General features: G+C 69.7%; 12 protein-coding genes. 7 read left to right on the top strand and 5 right to left on the bottom strand.

Translation table 11 applies throughout. The annotated features are described in order from the left end of the window. The first annotated feature begins 10 nt into the window (after positions 1 to 10). The 3 genes from ACQP1P_RS37195 to ACQP1P_RS37185 are packed head-to-tail and all read left to right on the top strand — an operon-like array spanning position 11 to position 2821. A complete protein-coding gene (locus ACQP1P_RS37195; RefSeq protein WP_433078383.1) occupies positions 11 to 1009 on the top strand; it encodes a branched-chain amino acid ABC transporter permease in 999 nt (332 codons plus the stop codon). Further along, positions 999 to 1997 (top strand): ABC transporter ATP-binding protein, encoded by a 999-nt coding sequence (locus ACQP1P_RS37190; RefSeq protein ID WP_433078381.1) that lies wholly within the window; start codon positions 999 to 1001, stop codon positions 1995 to 1997. Before ACQP1P_RS37195 ends, ACQP1P_RS37190 begins: the two co-directional genes overlap by 11 nt. Further along, a complete protein-coding gene (locus tag ACQP1P_RS37185) occupies positions 1994 to 2821 on the top strand; it encodes an ABC transporter ATP-binding protein (RefSeq protein WP_433078379.1) in 828 nt (275 codons plus the stop codon). Before ACQP1P_RS37190 ends, ACQP1P_RS37185 begins: the two co-directional genes overlap by 4 nt. A 433-nt stretch (positions 2822 to 3254) precedes the next feature. Here the strand turns inward: ACQP1P_RS37185 and ACQP1P_RS37180 are convergent, their stop codons facing one another. Next, positions 3255 to 4517: an ABC transporter substrate-binding protein gene (locus ACQP1P_RS37180; protein ID WP_433078377.1), complete on the bottom strand. Its 1263-nt coding sequence runs from the start codon at positions 4515 to 4517 to the stop codon at positions 3255 to 3257. Positions 4518 to 4766: 249 nt separating this feature from the next. Here ACQP1P_RS37180 and polA point away from each other — a divergent pair, with 249 nt between their 5' ends. Beyond that, on the top strand, positions 4767 to 7520 hold the full coding sequence (gene polA / locus ACQP1P_RS37175; protein ID WP_433078375.1) for a DNA polymerase I: 2754 nt from the start codon (positions 4767 to 4769) through the stop codon (positions 7518 to 7520). 563 nt (positions 7521 to 8083) lie between these two features. Here the strand turns inward: polA and ACQP1P_RS37170 are convergent. Continuing rightward, positions 8084 to 8899, bottom strand: a complete 816-nt coding sequence (locus ACQP1P_RS37170; protein ID WP_433078373.1) for a class I SAM-dependent methyltransferase — start codon at positions 8897 to 8899, stop codon at positions 8084 to 8086. Between the two features lie 260 nt (positions 8900 to 9159). Between ACQP1P_RS37170 and rpsA the strand changes: the two genes are divergently transcribed. Then, a complete protein-coding gene (rpsA, locus tag ACQP1P_RS37165; protein WP_433078370.1) occupies positions 9160 to 10656 on the top strand; it encodes a 30S ribosomal protein S1 in 1497 nt (498 codons plus the stop codon). A gap of 843 nt (positions 10657 to 11499) precedes the next feature. Here the strand turns inward: rpsA and uvrB are convergent. Beyond that, positions 11500 to 13665, bottom strand: a complete 2166-nt coding sequence (gene uvrB, locus ACQP1P_RS37160) for an excinuclease ABC subunit UvrB (protein WP_433078367.1) — start codon at positions 13663 to 13665, stop codon at positions 11500 to 11502. Positions 13666 to 14041: 376 nt separating this feature from the next. Then, complete coding sequence (coaE, locus tag ACQP1P_RS37155) at positions 14042 to 14632, bottom strand: dephospho-CoA kinase (protein ID WP_433078365.1); 591 nt, start codon at positions 14630 to 14632, stop codon at positions 14042 to 14044. 186 nt (positions 14633 to 14818) lie between these two features. Here coaE and ACQP1P_RS37150 point away from each other — a divergent pair, with 186 nt between their 5' ends. Both ACQP1P_RS37150 and ACQP1P_RS37145 read left to right on the top strand, forming a co-directional pair. Beyond that, a complete protein-coding gene (locus tag ACQP1P_RS37150) occupies positions 14819 to 15019 on the top strand; it encodes a hypothetical protein (RefSeq protein ID WP_433078363.1) in 201 nt (66 codons plus the stop codon). A 92-nt stretch (positions 15020 to 15111) separates the two neighbouring features. Next, entirely contained in the window at positions 15112 to 16029 is a 918-nt protein-coding gene (locus ACQP1P_RS37145) for a hypothetical protein (RefSeq protein WP_433078361.1), read from the top strand. A 3-nt stretch (positions 16030 to 16032) separates the two neighbouring features. Here ACQP1P_RS37145 and ACQP1P_RS37140 read toward each other — a convergent pair whose 3' ends face one another. Next, on the bottom strand, positions 16033 to 16326 hold the full coding sequence (locus ACQP1P_RS37140) for an antibiotic biosynthesis monooxygenase family protein (protein WP_433078359.1): 294 nt from the start codon (positions 16324 to 16326) through the stop codon (positions 16033 to 16035). Positions 16327 to 16342: the final 16 nt, after the last annotated feature.

Here is a 16342-nt window from a genome sequence, read left to right as displayed (position 1 = left end):
GGGGGACACGATGAACTGGCACTCCATTTTCAGCGTCTCGCTGGAAGCGATCATCGGGTCCACCACTATTGCTTACGCGCTCGCGGCCATCGGCCTCAACGTCCACTTCGGCTACACTGGCCTGCTCAACTTCGGGCAGTCGGCGTTCCTGGGCGTCGGGGCCTACGGCATCGCGATCACGGTCTCCACGTTCGGCCTGCCGTTCTTCCTCGGCGTCGCGATCGGCCTGGCCGCCGCGATCGTCCTGGCGCTGCTGCTCGGCATCCCCACCCTGCGGCTGCGCGCGGACTACCTCGCCATCGTCACGATCGCCGCGGCCGAGATCATCCGGCTCATCTACCGGGCCACCGGCCTGCGCAAGTGGACCGGCGCCTCGGACGGCCTGCAGAACTTCTCGCAGCAGTTCTACGACCTGAGCCCGTGGCAGGGCAGCAAGGGCGTCAACATCGCCGACCTCATCACGTTCACCGACCGTGAGCTGTGGGTGCTGGTCGTCGGCTGGGGCCTGGTGCTGCTGGCCTGCCTGGTCGTCTGGCTGCTGATGAAGAGCCCGTGGGGCCGTGTGCTCAAGGCCATCCGCGAGGACGAGGACGCGGTGCGCAGCCTCGGCAAGAACGTCTTCTCCTACAAGATGCAGTCGCTGGTCCTCGGCGGTGTCATCGGCTCGCTCGGCGGCTTCGTCTTCGCCCTCGACCGGGCCGCGGTGCAGCCGGACACGTACGGCACGGAGTTCACGTTCTTCGCGTACACGATCGTCATCCTCGGCGGCGCGGCGCGGGTCTTCGGCCCCGTCGTCGGCGCGTCGATCTTCTGGGTGCTGCTCGTCTTCATCGACTCGACGCTGTCGGAGGCGATCAACCACAAGGACATCCCGTCGTGGCTGATCAGCACCAACCAGGCCGGCTCGGTGCGGTACATCCTGGTCGGCATCGGCCTGATCCTGCTGCTGATCTACCGGCCGCAGGGCATCTTCGGCGACAAGAGGGAGGTCATGCTCGATGTCCGCTGAGCCCCTGCAGGCAACCGGCACCGCCAAGGAGCGGGCGACGGCGGCCCTGGCCGACGTCGCCTGCGAGCCGGGCGTGCCCAAGCCCGACCCGATCCTCGTCGCCGACGGCGTCGTGCGCCGCTTCGGCGGCCTCACCGCCGTCGACGTCAAGCACGCCGAGGTGCAGCGCGGTTCGATCACCGCGCTCATCGGGCCCAACGGCGCCGGCAAGACGACGTTCTTCAACCTGCTCACCGGCTTCGACGCGCCGGACGAGGGGTCCTGGACGTTCAATGGCAAGAGCCTTTCCGGGGTACCGGCGCACAAGGTCGCCCGCTCCGGCATGGTCCGCACCTTCCAGCTGACCAAGGCGCTGTCCAAGCTCACCGTCATGGACAACATGCGGCTGGGCGCCACCGGGCAGAAGGGCGAGGGCTTCTGGCGCGCCCTGATCCCGGGCATCTGGAAGCAGCAGGAGGAGGAGATCACCGCCCGCGCGGAGGATCTGCTCACCCGCTTCAAGCTCATCGCCAAGAAGGACGACTTCGCCGGCAGCCTCTCCGGCGGCCAGCGCAAGCTGCTGGAGATGGCCCGGGCCCTCATGGTGCAGCCCGACATGGTCATGCTCGACGAGCCGATGGCCGGCGTGAACCCGGCCCTGACGCAGTCGCTGCTCGGCCACGTCAAGCAGCTGCGCGAGGACGGCATGACGGTGCTGTTCGTCGAGCACGACATGGACATGGTCCACGACATCAGTGACTGGATCATCGTCATGGGGCAGGGCGGCGTGATCGCCGAGGGCACCCCGGACAAGGTCATGGCCGACCCGCGGGTGATCGACGCCTACCTGGGCGCCCACCACGACGGCGCGGTCAAGACCGTCGGCGGCGAGGAGGTCGACGCCGGCGAGCTCGCCGAGGGCGGCGACGTGACCCTGATCCCGGCCGTCGACGAGCTCGAGCGGGAGCAGTCGCCGGCCGACGGCTCCGACGGAAAGGACCGATCGTGACCGTCTCCCCCGAACTGCCCGACGACACCGAGCTGCCCGACGAGACCGCGGCGCCGGTCAGCAACGAGATCGTCGACCGCTCCGAGCACCTGGGCAAGGCCGAGGGCGCGATCCTGCGGGCCGACGACGTCGTCGCCGGGTACCTGCCCGGCGTCAACATCCTCAACGGCGCCGACCTCTACGTGCACGACGGCGAGCTCGTGGGCATCATCGGCCCGAACGGCGCCGGCAAGTCCACGCTGCTCAAGGCGATGTTCGGGCTGGTGAACATCCGCTCCGGCGCGGTCACGCTGCGCGGGGAGAACATCACCAACTTCAAGGCGCACGCGCTGGTCGAGCGGGGCATCGGCTTCGTGCCGCAGACGAACAACGTCTTCGCGGCGCTGACCATCGAGGAGAACCTGCAGATGGGCACGTTCCTGCGCCCCAAGCGGTTCAAGGAGCGCTTCGAGTTCGTCACCCAGCTCTTCCCGACCCTGGCCGAGCGGCGCAAGCAGCGGGCCGGCCTCATGTCGGGCGGCGAGCGGCAGATGGTGGCGATGGCCCGGGCGCTCATGATGGAGCCCAGCGTGCTGCTGCTGGACGAGCCGTCGGCCGGTCTGTCGCCGGCGCTGCAGGACGAGGTGTTCTTCCGGACCAAGCAGATCAACTCGACCGGCGTGACGGTCGTGATGGTCGAGCAGAACGCGCGGCGGTGCCTGCAGATCTGCGACCGCGGCTACGTGCTCGACCAGGGCCGCAACGCCTACACCGCGTCGGGACAGGGCCTGATCAACGACCCGCGGGTCATCGAGCTGTACCTCGGGACGCTCGCCCGGGCCTGAACCGTCGTTTTTCGCACCGCGGAAATCCCGCGCCTCCCACGGGGGCGCGGGATTTTTCGACCCCGCATCCGGCTCGCTTTCGTTCCCGATTTCACGTCGTTTTTACCGGCGCCCGCTTGCGTAATGCGATATTTACGATGACCTTGCAGAGCCGGTTCATTGTTCCGCCCGCGGAACGGTGATTTCCGAGGTCATATCGGGGCCGTCGGGCCCGGCGTTCCGTCCTTGGCCCCCCGGACCTGGCTAGGGCGGTCCCCCTCGGCCGAAGGCCCTCCGGGGACCGCCCTTTTGTCTGGCGGGAGCAACGGTCTGTGACTGACGCGGCCCGAGCCATAGGCTTTTGTGGCTTTTCGCAGGTTTATCGGGAACTGCGCGCGGACGCACGAAAAGGCCCCCGCCGCTCGCGCGACGGGGGCCTTCGGGGCCGTCAGACTCAGATCTTGCCGGCCTGGTACTTCACGTCCGGGAGGAGCTTGTTGTCCGGGCCGTAGGTGTAGACACCGATGGTGGCCTCGGCCGGGTCACCGGCGTCGTTGAAGGAGATCGGGCCGGAGAGGCCGTCGTAGTCGATGTCCTTCTTGGCCTTGATCAGGTCCACGCACTGCTTGTAGGTGGTGCACTTCTCGCCGCCCTTGGAGACGGTGACGAGGTGCTTGGCGATCTCGGCCGGGTTGTCGCTGCCGGCCTCCTCGGCGGCCAGGGCCGCGAGGATGGTCGCGTCGTAGGACTCAACGGCGTAGTTGAAGTCCTTCAGGTCCTTGTTCGCGGCGAGCAGGCGCTGCTTGAAGTCGGCCTTGGTCTCGGCGCCGGGCTGGGTGCCCTTGTAGCCGGTGAGCGTGCCGGCCGGGAAGTCCTTCGAGTAGTCGGCGATGTTGCCGTCCACGAAGTACCACTTCTTGCTCTTCAGGCCCTGCTCGACCAGCTTGGGGACGATCTTCTTGGTCTCGTCGAAGCCGATGATCGCGATCGCGTCGGGGTTGGCCGCCTTGATCTGGCCGACCTCACCGCTGAAGTCCGCGGCCTTCGGGTCGTAGGTCACCGACGCGACGACCTTGCCGCCGCCGCTCTCGATCTCCTTCTTGGCGTTCTCGGCGAGGCCGGTGCCGTAGGAGTCGTTGAGGACCAGCATGCCGACGTTCGCGTTGCCGTCCTGGACGATCAGGTCACCCAGCACGCGGCCCTGGAGGGTGTCCGGGGGCGCGGTGCGGAAGTAGAGGCCGTGGTCGTTGTAGGTGGTGAACGCCGTCGAGGTGTTCGCCGGCGAGATCTCCACGACCCCGGCGCCCGTGATCTTGTCGATGACGGACAGCGAGACGGAGGACGAGGCGGCGCCGATGATGACGTCGGTCTTGTCCGTGAGCAGCTTGTTCACCGACTGGGTGGCGATGTCCGTGGAGGTGTCGCCCGAGTCCATGTGGGTGATCTGCACCGGCTTGCCGAGCACGCCGCCGTTGTCGTTGATCTCCTTGATGGCCACGTCGACGCCGGCGAACTCCGGCGGGCCGAGGAAGGCCAGGGAGCCGGTCTGCGGCAGGATCGTGCCGATCTTGAGCACACCGTCACCGGCTGCGGCGGCGCCGCCGCTGGTGGCGCCCGTCGAGGGGCTGTCGGCCTTGTCGTCACCACACGCGCTGAGCGCCAGGCAGGCGGCGCTCAGCACGGCGACGGAGCGCCATCCGAGATTGGGGCGGATCATCACCTGTCTCCTTTTTAACAGCGCGGTAGGCGTGGTTGCGCCTAGATGCCAAGACGCTGATGAGGGCTCAACCTAATGACAGTGCCCCCTCGGCACTAGGCCTTCGGGCCAACACGCCCAAGGAAGTTGCGCAGTCGTAATCTTCCTGTTCGTTACCGCAACGCGAATCGCTTTGTCCGGGGTTTTCGTTCCGGCGTTCCGGCGAGGCTTCCGGCAAGTGCCGCCCGGCGGGTGAATCGGACATTCTGTATGAAACGCCCCGAGGGGCTGGGCGGTTTTTTGTCATACCCCACGACTAGGCTCGGTGGTGTGACGGGTTCGACTGACTCCAGGCTGTTGCTGCTCGACGGGCACTCGCTCGCCTACCGGGCGTTCTTCGCCCTGCCCGCGGAGAACTTCTCCACGGCGACGGGCCAGGTGACCAACGCCGTCTTCGGCTTCACGTCGATGCTGATCAACATGCTGCGGGACGAGCAGCCCACGCACATCGCGGTGGCGTTCGACGTGTCGCGCCAGACGTTCCGGCTGGAGAAATACGCGGAGTACAAGGCCAACCGCTCAGCGTCCAAGCCCGAGTTCTCCGGCCAGGTCGACCTCATCAAGGAGGTCCTCAACGCGCTGCGCATCCCGTTCGTGGAGAAGCCGGGCTACGAGGCCGACGACGTGATCGCCACGCTCGCCCGGCAGGCCACCGAGCAGGGGATGCCGACCTCGATCATCACCGGCGACCGCGACGCGTTCCAGCTCGTCAGCGACAACGTCACCGTGCTCTACCTCAAGCGCGGCGTCACCGAGATGGACCGCATGACCCCGGCGCGGGTCGAGGAGAAATACGGGATTCCGCCGTCGCAGTACCGGGACAAGGCCGCGCTCGTCGGCGAGGACAGCGACAACCTCTCCGGGGTGCCCGGGGTCGGCGACAAGACCGCGGCCAAGTGGATCGTGCAGTTCGGCGGGCTCGACGGGATCATCGCCCGGGTCGACGAGATCAAGGGCAAGGCCGGCGAGAACGTGCGGGCCCACCTCGCCGACGTCATGCGCAACTACGAGCTCAACCACCTCGTCGACCACCTGGAGCTGCCGCTGGCGCCCGAGGACCTGCGCTGGCGGGGCTGGGACCGCGAGGCCGTGCACCAGATCTTCGACTCGCTGGAGTTCCGGGTGCTGCGGGACCGGCTGTATCAGTACCTCGACGCCGTCGAGCCCGAGGCCGAGTCCGGCTTCGACCTCGAGGGCGAGGTGCTGCGCGGCGGCGTCGGCGCCTGGCTCGACCGGCACGCCCCGGCCGGGGTGCGCACCGGCGTGGCCGTCGCCGGCAAGTTCGGCCGCGGCACCGGCACGCTCACCGGCATCGGGCTCGCCGTCGCCGGCGGCCCCGCGGCCTGGTTCGACCCCACCGAGCTCGACGCGGCCGACGACGCCGCGGTCGGCGCGTGGCTCGCCGCCGCCGACCGGCCCAAGGTCCTGCACGACGTGAAGCCCGCCCGCCTCGCGTTGCAGGCCCGCGGTTGGGGCGAGCTGGCCGGCGTGGTGAGCGACACCGCCCTCGAGGCCTACCTCGCCCGGCCGGACCAGCGCTCCTACGACCTCAACGACCTCGCCCTGCGCTATCTCAAGCGCGAGCTGCGCGTCGACGCCCCCGAGAGCGGGCAGCTGACCCTGGAGGGGCTCGGCGGCGACACCGGCGAGGCCGAGGAGAACCTCATGCTCCGGGCCCGCGCCACCCTCGACCTCGCCGAGGCGATCGGCGAGGAGCTGCGCCGCGACGGCGACTCCTCGGCCCGCCTGCTGGCCGAGGTCGAGCTGCCGCTCGTCTACGTGCTCGCCGAGATGGAGCGTTGCGGGATCGCGGCCGACACCGAATACCTCGGCGAGCTCGAGGCGCAGTTCGCCGCCGGGGTCAAGGGCACCGCCCAGGCCGCCTACGGCGTGATCGGGCGCGAGTTCAACCTGGGCTCGCCCAAGCAGCTGCAGGAGATCCTGTTCAACGAGCTCGGGCTGCCCAAGACGAAGAAGATCAAGACGGGGTATACGACCGACGCCGACGCGCTGCAGAGCCTGTTCGCCCAGACCGGGCACCCGCTCCTGGAGCACCTGCTGCGCCACCGCGACGTCGCCAAGCTCAAGACCACCGTCGATGGGCTGCTCAAGTCCATCAGCGACGACGGGCGCATCCACACGACCTACTACCAGACCGTCGCGGCCACCGGACGCCTCTCCAGCACCGACCCCAACCTGCAGAACATCCCGATCCGCACCGAGGAGGGCCGGCGCATCCGCCGCGCCTTCGTCGTCGGCGAGGGCTTCGAGACGCTGCTGACCGCGGACTACAGCCAGATCGAGATGCGCATCATGGCGCACCTGTCCAAGGACGCCGCGCTCATCGACGCGTTCAACTCCGGCTTCGACTTCCACGCCGCGACCGCGTCCTCGGTCTTCTCCGTGCCCGTCGCCGAGGTCGTGCCCGACCAGCGCCGCAAGATCAAGGCGATGAACTACGGCCTCGCCTACGGCCTGTCCTCCTACGGGCTCGGCACCCAGCTCGGCATCACGCCGGCCGAGGCGACGGTGCTCATGGAGGAATACTTCGCCACGTTCGGCGGGGTCCGCGACTACCTGCGCTCGATCGTCGCCCAGGCCCGCCGGGACGGATACACGGAGACGGTCCTGGGCCGCCGCCGCTACCTGCCCGACCTCAACAGCGACAACCGCCAGCGCCGCGAGATGGCCGAGCGCATGGCGCTCAACGCCCCGATCCAGGGCTCGGCCGCGGACATCATCAAGGTCGCGATGCTGCGCGTGGACGAGGCCCTGCGCACATCCGGCCTGCGCTCAAGGATGCTGCTGCAGGTCCACGACGAGCTGGTGTTCGAGGTGGCCGCGGGGGAGCGCGAGCCGCTGGAGGCCCTGGTGCGCGAGGCGATGGGCGGCGCCTACCCGCTGGACGTGCCGCTCGGCGTCTCGGTCGGCATCGGCTCCGACTGGAACGCCGCCGACCACTGACCCGGGTTCTCCCGTGCCCTTGGGCGCCGGGCCGGCTCGCTCCTCGGCCCGCCTCCCCGCCGCGCGGGGGCTGCGCGGTCCGTCGTGATCACGCCGCGGCGTCCGTCCGGCGCTGCGGCGCACTCGGCTCCCCGGGGTCCGGTGGGCGCCCTTCGGCTCTCTTCGGCCCCGCCTCCATCACTCCGCCGTGATCGCGTCGCGGCGATCGTCTGGTGGGCGCCTTTCGGCTGTGTTCGGCCCCGCCTCTCCATCACTCCGCCGTGATCGCGCCGCGGCGATCGTCTGACGCCGCGGCGCGATCGGCCGGGCGCGGTTGATTTGCGCCCTCCGACCGCGCCGGGGCATCGCGGCGGCATTTGTCCGCGGTTTCGCCTGCGCGTCCTTTCGCCGAGGCCTTCGTATGCTGCGAGGTTTGCCTTGGCTGCGCGATTTGCATGGCTTGCGCGGTTGGCCGGAGTCGCGGGGTTTCGCGGCCGAGGCCGACCTCGCGACGCAGGGTTTGTCCCGGGTTGCGGGTGTTTGCCGAAAAGTCGGGCGCTTCGCGCCACGACTTTTCGGACATTTCATGATTTCGTGGGCTTCGTCGCTATGAAGATCGCGGTGCCGGGGAAGATCCGTCCCCGCAGCGGGCTCCACTGGCCCCAGGTCTTGTCGTGGCCGTCCGGCCATTCCGGTTCGATCAGGTCGTTCAGGACGAACCCGGCGCTCACCAGTTCCCGGATGCGGTCGCCCAGGGTCCGGTGCTGCTCGACGTAGGTCGGGACATGCCGCTCGTCCTCCTCGACGTACGCGCGGCGGTCGAAGTACGAGTGCACGGCGACCAGGCCGCCCTCGCCCGGATCGTCCAGGAAGACCCAGCGCATCGGGTGGGTGATCGAGAAGGCCCAGCGGCCGCCGGGGCGCAGGACGCGGTACACCTCGCGCATCACGCGGGACGAGTCCGCCACGAACGGGACCGCGCCGAAGGCCGTGCAGACGATGTCGAATGCGCCCTCGGTGAACGGCAGCGCGGTGGCGTCGGCCTGCAGGAGCGGGACGCGTACGCCCGATCGGGTGGATCCGGCGGCCGCGTGGCGAAGCATGCCGGCGGAGAGGTCGGACGCGACGACCTCGGCCCCCTGGGTCTTCAGCCAGCGCGAGCACGAGGCCGCGCCGCAGCCGATCTCGAGGACCTTCTGGCCCCTGACGTCACCGAGCAGGCGGGCGTCGGCCTCGCGCAGGCCCTCGGGGCACCACACGAAGTCGGCGTCGCCCAGGAAGGAACCGTGTTCCGCCTGGTAGTCGTCGGCGTCGGCGTCCCACCAGCGCCGGCTCGCCCTCCGGCTCTCGGCGGGGCTCACGGCGCGTCGTGTGACGCCTGCGTCAGGTGACGATTCCATGGGGAGCAACGGTAGGCCCTGCGAAACTCGGCAGATCGGGTATGGGGGAGGGTTGGACCATGTGGTATGGCGCAGGGTAGGCTGATCGGTGCACTCGTGGGTTTGTGCGCCTCGGCATGGAGCAGGCTCACGGTCGCCGAACACATCCTGAGCTTCCAATGCACTGATCCTGCACTGCGACAGGCCGGTTGTGCCCGACGACGGGTCCGCGGGAGCGCGCAGGTTCACCAGGTAATCCACCGACCGGAGCAACAGCCCACATGACGAGCAGCATCGAGGCCACCTCGAGCGCCAGCAGCAACAAGGTCACCATCGACGACCTCGGTTCCGAGGAGGCGTTCCTCGCCGCGATCGATGAGACCATCAAGTACTTCAATGACGGCGACATCGTCGAAGGCACCGTCGTCAAGGTCGACCGGGACGAGGTCCTGCTCGACATCGGCTACAAGACCGAGGGTGTCATCCCCTCGCGCGAGCTGTCGATCAAGCACGATGTCGACCCTGCTGAGGTCGTGTCGGTCGGTGACCACATCGAGGCCCTGGTTCTCCAGAAGGAGGACAAGGAAGGCCGTCTGATCCTGTCGAAGAAGCGTGCGCAGTACGAGCGCGCTTGGGGCACGATCGAGAAGATCAAGGAGGACGACGGCGTCGTCCGCGGCTCCGTCATCGAGGTCGTCAAGGGTGGTCTCATCCTCGACATCGGCCTGCGCGGCTTCCTGCCGGCCTCCCTCGTCGAGATGCGCCGCGTGCGCGACCTGCAGCCGTATGTCGGCCGGGAGCTCGAGGCCAAGATCATCGAGCTGGACAAGAACCGCAACAACGTGGTGCTGTCCCGCCGGGCCTACCTCGAGCAGACCCAGTCCGAGGTTCGGACCGAGTTCCTGCACAAGCTGCAGAAGGGCCAGGTCCGCAAGGGCGTCGTGTCCTCGATCGTCAACTTCGGTGCCTTCGTCGACCTCGGTGGTGTCGACGGTCTGGTCCACGTCTCCGAGCTGTCCTGGAAGCACATCGATCACCCGTCCGAGGTGGTCGAGGTCGGCCAGGAGGTGGAGGTCGAGGTCCTCGACGTCGACCTGGACCGCGAGCGCGTCTCCCTGTCGCTGAAGGCGACCCAGGAGGACCCGTGGCGTCAGTTCGCCCGCACCCACGCGATCCAGCAGATCGTGCCGGGTAAGGTCACCAAGCTCGTCCCGTTCGGTGCGTTCGTCCGCGTGGACGACGGCATCGAGGGCCTGGTGCACATCTCCGAGCTGGCCGAGCGCCACGTGGAGATCCCGGAGCAGGTCGTGCAGGTCGGCTCGGACGTCATGGTCAAGGTCATCGACATCGACCTCGAGCGTCGCCGGATCTCGCTGTCGCTCAAGCAGGCCAACGAGGGCTTCGTCGAGGGCGAGGAGCACTTCGACCCGACCCTCTACGGCATGTCGGCGACCTACGACGAGCAGGGCAACTACATCTACCCGGAGGGCTTCGACCCGGAGACCGCCGAGTGGATGCCGGGCTTCGAGAAGCAGCGCGAGGCGTGGGAGCAGCAGTACGCCGAGGCGCGTCAGCGCTGGGAGGCCCACACCAAGCAGGTCCAGACGGCCCGCCAGGCCGACGCGACCGCCGAGCCGGCCGCGGCCGCCCCGCAGGGTGGCTCGGTCTCCTCGTCGACCCCGACCGCGGCCCGCGCGCCGGAGGAGCCCTCGGGCACCCTGGCCACGGACGAGGCCCTGGCCGCCCTGCGCGAGAAGCTCGCCGGCGGCAAGAGCTGACCCGCAGCAAGCCCTAGCAACACCGAGAAGCCCCGGCTCCCGCAGAGGAGCCGGGGCTTTCCCGTTTCCAGTTCCGGTGCGGGCGCCGGCAGCCGCGCTTGCGGGCGAGGATCCCGCAGAGGAACCGGGGCTTTCCCCGTTTCCAGAGCTACGAATGCCCTGATATCGCGCTCATCGCCCGTCAGGGTATAAATCCGAAAAGTCGCGGCGCGAAGCGCCCGACTTTTCGCGGCGCACATCGCCCGCGCACCCGGAGGAACACGAGGCTCGGCCGTGGACCGTCAAGGGCGCCCGGCGCTCGGATCGGTGCTGCTTCGATCCACACGTGCGCAGTCGGCCACCGGGCCTGAGGCGTTGGCGTGGCCGAACGGGCGCGGGATGAGCGTCGCAGTCAGTAACAAAGGGCTCTGGCCGGCAGTGAGTTGTGAGCAGGGATGGCAAGGACGCTGGATCGGAATACCTCCACGAGCGGCGTTAGGGCAAAGCTACGGCGCCGGATCGAGGACGCTGGGGCGTTGAAGGTCATCGGTGGCCGGTGTGAGGACGGCCTGGCGGCGGTTGCGTTCCCCCGGCGGGACGCGGTGGGGTGACGAGGGCACCTTGCCGATGGTGAGCTGCGAGCGGGGACGGCAAGCAGCGTCGCGGCGGCGGATCGGGCGCGCCGGAAGTCGCCTGTGTTCCTGCAAGGCGTGGTGACTGGCTGCTGGCCTGCCTCGGCTGTCGGTGGCGCGCTGGAGCCGCGCAGGGTTGAAGGGTGGCCCTGGAGCGGCGCGGGGTTGAAGGGTGGCCAGAGCCGGGCGGCCCGCGCATGTGGTGCTGCGCGGGCGGCCCGGCGATCAGTGGCTACTTCACGCCGGCCACGTCCATGGCGCGTAGCTCCTTCTTCAGCTCGGCGACCTCGTCGCGCAGGCGTGCCGCGAGCTCGAACTGCAGTTCGCGGGCCGCGCCCAGCATCTGGTCGTTCAGGTCCTGGATGAGGGTCGCGAGCTCGGCGCGGGCCATGCCGGCGCGGGCCGGAGCGGCGGGGGCGCCGGACGCCGCCGCCGCGCCCTTCGTGCCGCCGCCCTTCTGGCGGGCGCGGGTGTTCTCCGGGGACTTGCCGCGGCTCATCTGGCGGCCGCCGCCGATGACCACCGCGCCGCCCGGGCCGTGGCCGGAGACGGCGCCGGCGGTGTCCTCGGCCTCGCGGTAGATGTCGTCGAGGATGTCGCCGAGCTTCTTGCGCAGCGGCTGCGGGTCGATGCCGTTGGCCTTGTTGTACGCCTGCTGCTTCTCCCGCCGCCGGTTGGTCTCGTCGATCGCGAGGGCCATCGACGGCGTCATCTTGTCGGCATACATGTGCACCTGCCCGGACACGTTGCGCGCCGCGCGGCCGATGGTCTGGATGAGGCTCGTGCCCGAGCGCAGGAACCCCTCCTTGTCGGCGTCGAGGATCGCGACCAGGCTCACCTCGGGCAGGTCGAGCCCCTCGCGGAGCAGGTTGATGCCGACCAGCACGTCGAACTCGCCGCGGCGCAGCTCGCGCAGCAGCTCGACCCGGCGCAGCGTGTCGACCTCGGAGTGCAGGTAGCGCACCCGGATGCCGTGCTCGAGCAGGTAGTCCGTGAGGTCCTCGGCCATCTTCTTCGTCAGCGTCGTGACCAGCACGCGCTCGTCGCGCTCGGTGCGCAGCTTGATCTCGTGCATGAGGTCGTCGATCTGGCCCTTGGTCGGCTTGAGCACCACCTCGGGGTCGATCAGGCCGGTCGGGCGGATCACCTGCTCGACGAACTCGCCCTGGGTCTTGCCCAGCTCCCACGGCCCCGGGGTCGCCGACAGGTAGACCGTCTGCCCCACCCGCTCCTCGAACTCGTCGAAGCGCAGCGGCCGGTTGTCCTGGGCGCTGGGCAGCCGGAACCCGTGCTCGACGAGGGTCCGCTTGCGGGAGGCGTCGCCCTCATACATGCCGCCGATCTGCGGCACCGTCGCGTGCGACTCGTCGATGACGGTCAGGAAGTCGTCCGGGAAGTAGTCGAGCAGGCAGTGCGGCGGGCTGCCGGCCTCGCGCCCGTCGATGTGCCGGGAGTAGTTCTCGATGCCGTTGCAGAACCCGACCTGCCGCATCATCTCGATGTCGTAGGTCGTGCGCATCCGCAGCCGCTGGGCCTCGAGCAGCTTGCCCTCCCGGTCGAGCTCGGCCAGGCGCTCCTCGAGCTCCACCTCGATGGCGGCGATCGCCCGCTCCATGCGCTCCGGCCCGGCCGCGTAGTGCGTCGCCGGGAAGATCAGCAGCTGGTCGGTCTGGCGGATCTCGTCGCCGGTCAGCGGGTGCAGGTAGGAGAGGCGCTCGATCTCGTCGCCGAAGAACTCGATGCGGATCGCGAGCTCCTCGTAGGCCGGGATGATCTCCAGCGTGTCGCCCCGCACCCGGAAGGTGCCGCGGTTGAACGCCAGGTCGTTGCGCGTGTACTGAATATCGACGAGCCGCCGCAGCAGCTTGTCCCGATCGATCTCCTCGCCGACGCTGACCTTCGCCGCGCGGTCGAGGTATTCCTCCGGCGTGCCGAGGCCGTAGATCGCCGACACGGTCGCGACCACGATCACGTCGCGCCGGGTCAGCAGGCTCATCGTGGCCGAGTGCCGCAGCCGCTCGACCTCCTCGTTGACCGACGAGTCCTTCTCGATGTAGGTGTCGGTCTGCGGGATGTAGGCCTCGGGCTGGTAGTAGTCGTAGTAGCTGACGAAGTATTCGACCGCGTTGTGCGGCATCAGGTCGCGGAACTCCTTGGCCAGCTGCGCGGCCAGGGTCTTGTTGTGGGCGAGCACCAGTGTCGGGCGCTGCAGCCGCTCCACGAGCCAGGCCGTCGTCGCGCTCTTGCCGGTGCCGGTCGCGCCGAGCAGCACCGTGTGCCGGTCGCCGCCCCGCACCCGCTTGGCGAGGGCGTCGATCGCCGCGGGCTGGTCGCCGGAGGGCTTGTATTCGCTGACCACCTCGAAACGGCGGTCCAAGCGTGGGATGTCGAGCGCCATGCCCCCAACCGTACGCGGGGGGTATGACACTTTCCGGGTCCTCGCCCTCGGTGCTCGGACGTATTCAACCCGGCGATTGTGTGGGGAACATCACCGGTCTACCGTAGATGCCGTAGGCCGCTCGCGGCGGCCGACCGGAGAGCAGGCCCGCCCATCACGCAGGCCCTCCCGGCGCCCGGTTGCAGCCCCGGCCCGTCACGGCCGGCGAGCGCACCGAGCGGGATCGCGCGCCACGCGCGACCGGCCGCCGCGAGCGCCTGAACGTCCCGAGCGCCTGGACGTCCCGAGCGCCTGGACGTCCCGGGTCCAGGCCGGGGGACGGGTCCAGGCCGAGGGGACGGGTCCAGGCCAGGGGAGAGGCCCAGTCGACAAGCGCCTAGGCGGCCAGAATCCGTTCCCAGGCCGCGGCCACAGCCCGGTCCAGGTCCGCGACGGAGCCGTCGTTCTCGATCGCGATGTCCGCCACCGCCCGCCGCTGCTCGTCGGTGGCCTGCGCCGCGATCCGCGCCATCGCCTCGTCCCGCGCCATGCCCCGGATGCGCACCAGCCGGTCGAGGCGCGTCTCCAGCGACGCGAAGACGATGACGACAAGGGAGTACAACCCGGTCATGCCCTTCTCGACGAGCAGCGGCACGTCGTTGACGACGATCGAGCCCGCGGGTGCCGCCGCCACCAGCTCGGCCGACCGTTCCCGCACGAGCGGATGGGTGATCTCCTCGAGCCGCCGCCGCGCCGAGGCGTCCGCGAAGACGATGCGGCCCAGCGCCGGCCGGTCCAGCGCGCCGGACGCGTCCAGCACCCCGGCCCCGAACGCCTCGACGACCGCGGCGAGGCCCGGCGTCCCCGGCTCGACCACCTCGCGGGCCAGCCGGTCGGAGTCGATGACCACCGCGCCGAGCGCCGCCAGCCGCGCCGCCACCGTGCTCTTGCCGCTGCCGATGCCGCCGGTGAGCCCGATCATCTTCATGACGCCATCACACCCGAAGGTGAATCGCGGCGCCCCGCCGGGGTCCGGACGGCGTGTGCTGCACGGATTGTGGGGATTGTCAAGATACCTTCCGACTCAAGCGGAAGATCATGGGGGAAGATCATGACAGTGGGGCGACACAGCCTGGGCCGGCCGGGCCTCGCGCGCCGCGATTGGGCTGGTTTCATGGCGCAGGGTAACGGTACGGCGCCGTCGGGTCGCCGGCCCGCGCGCCGCCCGCGCCATCGCCGCGCCGAGCCGCGCCGGCGCACGACCTCCGACGGCTGGGCGTTCCTGGTCGCGGCCGCGGTGCTGGGAATGCTGGCCGTGAGCGGCTGGTATACGGCCAGCGGCGCCAACGCGGTCGCGCAGATGATGGCCCGCTAGTCGGTCCGTTCCGCCGTGGCGCGCGCCGTGGCCGTTCAGCGATACTCTCCCGGGCAACCGCACAACTGCCAGGGACCAGAAGGACGCGCCGCATGGAGCCGGAGAACGGCCAGGACCAGGTCAACGGGTCGCCACCGCCGCCCAAGCCGAAGAGCCGGCGCGGCTGGATGTCGGACTCGCCGCTGGACGGCGGCTCGGGCTGGCCCACGTCGGCCTACGCGATCGTGCCGCGGCAGCCTGGGCCGCCGAAGGCCGAGGAGACGGCGGCCGAGCCGGCGTCGAAACCCGCACCCGCACCCGAGCCGGCGCCGCCGCCGGAGGCGGAGCCGCAACCCTCGCGCAAGGGGCGGATCGGCGTCCTGATCATCGGCCTCGTCGTGCTGGTGATCGCGGCCGTCGGGGGCGTCCTGGCGACGCGTGAGACGAAACCCGACAACAAGAACCAGACCGAGACCGTCGCGGCGCCCGGTCCCACGACCGAGCCGGCCCTGCCCGTCGTCGTCGACAGCGGCAGTTCGCGGCCGAGCACCGCCACGACGGCGAGCGCGCAGACCAGCGCCGGGCCGAGCCTGGCCGGGAGCGCGGGCGCGAGCGCGGAGACGACGGTCCCGGCCGCGCCGCCCAGCACGGCGATCCTGCGGGCGGGCACGGCGCAGTTCGTGGTCCTGGCCGGCCAGCCCGACGACGCGTACGACTTCGACAGCGGCATCAAGCAGGCCGCCGGCGCCGACGCCACCGCGGGCGCGATCGGCATCACCGCCGCCAACGGCGCCAAGTTCGCGCTGCTGCTCAGCGCCGACACGCCCTCGCTGGCCGCGTGCTCCGCGCTGCCCGAGGACCGCTGGGTCAGCCAGGTCGTGATCGGCAGCCTCGTGCCGGGGGCGCGGGTGTGTATGCGCACCAGCGAGGGACGCTACGCCTGGTTCATGACCCGGGCGGGTGCGCTCGTCACCGGTGCGCTCTACACGTCGAACCTGGACTTCGTGGTCTACAAGAAGAGCGGCGACTGAGCGCTACACCGTGACGTCGGTGAAGTGCTCCACCCGGGGGGCTCCGTCGAAGAACGGCCCGATGAGCCCCCGCCACTGCGTGAACCGGTCGGTGGCCCGGAAGTTGTCCAGGTGCGCCTCCACCGAGTCCCACTCCACGAGCAGCACGAACCGCGACGCGCTCTCGATCCCGCGGGTCATGCGCACCGAGCGGCACCCCGGCGTCGTGGCCAGCACTTCATGGGTCTTGCGGTAGGCGGCGGCGAACTCGTCCTCGCGGCCTTCGATCACGTCGATCAGTGCGACTTCCAAAACCATCCAGCTAGGGTAGACC

Source organism: Dactylosporangium sp. CA-052675 (assembly GCF_050947935.1).
GTDB lineage: Bacteria > Actinomycetota > Actinomycetes > Mycobacteriales > Micromonosporaceae > Dactylosporangium.
The sequence above is the reverse complement of the archived record's forward strand: the minus strand, read 5'-3'. Positions and strand labels throughout refer to the sequence as shown.

Coding starts and splice junctions, on each gene's coding strand:
- ACQP1P_RS37195 (WP_433078383.1), top strand. CDS start 11: ATGAACTGGCACTCCATTTTCAGCGTCTCGCTGGAAGCGATCATCGGG.
- ACQP1P_RS37190 (WP_433078381.1), top strand. CDS start 999: ATGTCCGCTGAGCCCCTGCAGGCAACCGGCACCGCCAAGGAGCGGGCG.
- ACQP1P_RS37180 (WP_433078377.1), bottom strand. CDS start 4,517: ATGATCCGCCCCAATCTCGGATGGCGCTCCGTCGCCGTGCTGAGCGCC.
- polA (WP_433078375.1), top strand. CDS start 4,767: ATGAAACGCCCCGAGGGGCTGGGCGGTTTTTTGTCATACCCCACGACT.
- ACQP1P_RS37170 (WP_433078373.1), bottom strand. CDS start 8,899: ATGGAATCGTCACCTGACGCAGGCGTCACACGACGCGCCGTGAGCCCC.
- rpsA (WP_433078370.1), top strand. CDS start 9,160: ATGACGAGCAGCATCGAGGCCACCTCGAGCGCCAGCAGCAACAAGGTC.
- uvrB (WP_433078367.1), bottom strand. CDS start 13,665: ATGGCGCTCGACATCCCACGCTTGGACCGCCGTTTCGAGGTGGTCAGC.
- coaE (WP_433078365.1), bottom strand. CDS start 14,632: ATGAAGATGATCGGGCTCACCGGCGGCATCGGCAGCGGCAAGAGCACG.
- ACQP1P_RS37150 (WP_433078363.1), top strand. CDS start 14,819: ATGGCGCAGGGTAACGGTACGGCGCCGTCGGGTCGCCGGCCCGCGCGC.
- ACQP1P_RS37145 (WP_433078361.1), top strand. CDS start 15,112: ATGGAGCCGGAGAACGGCCAGGACCAGGTCAACGGGTCGCCACCGCCG.
- ACQP1P_RS37140 (WP_433078359.1), bottom strand. CDS start 16,326: ATGGTTTTGGAAGTCGCACTGATCGACGTGATCGAAGGCCGCGAGGAC.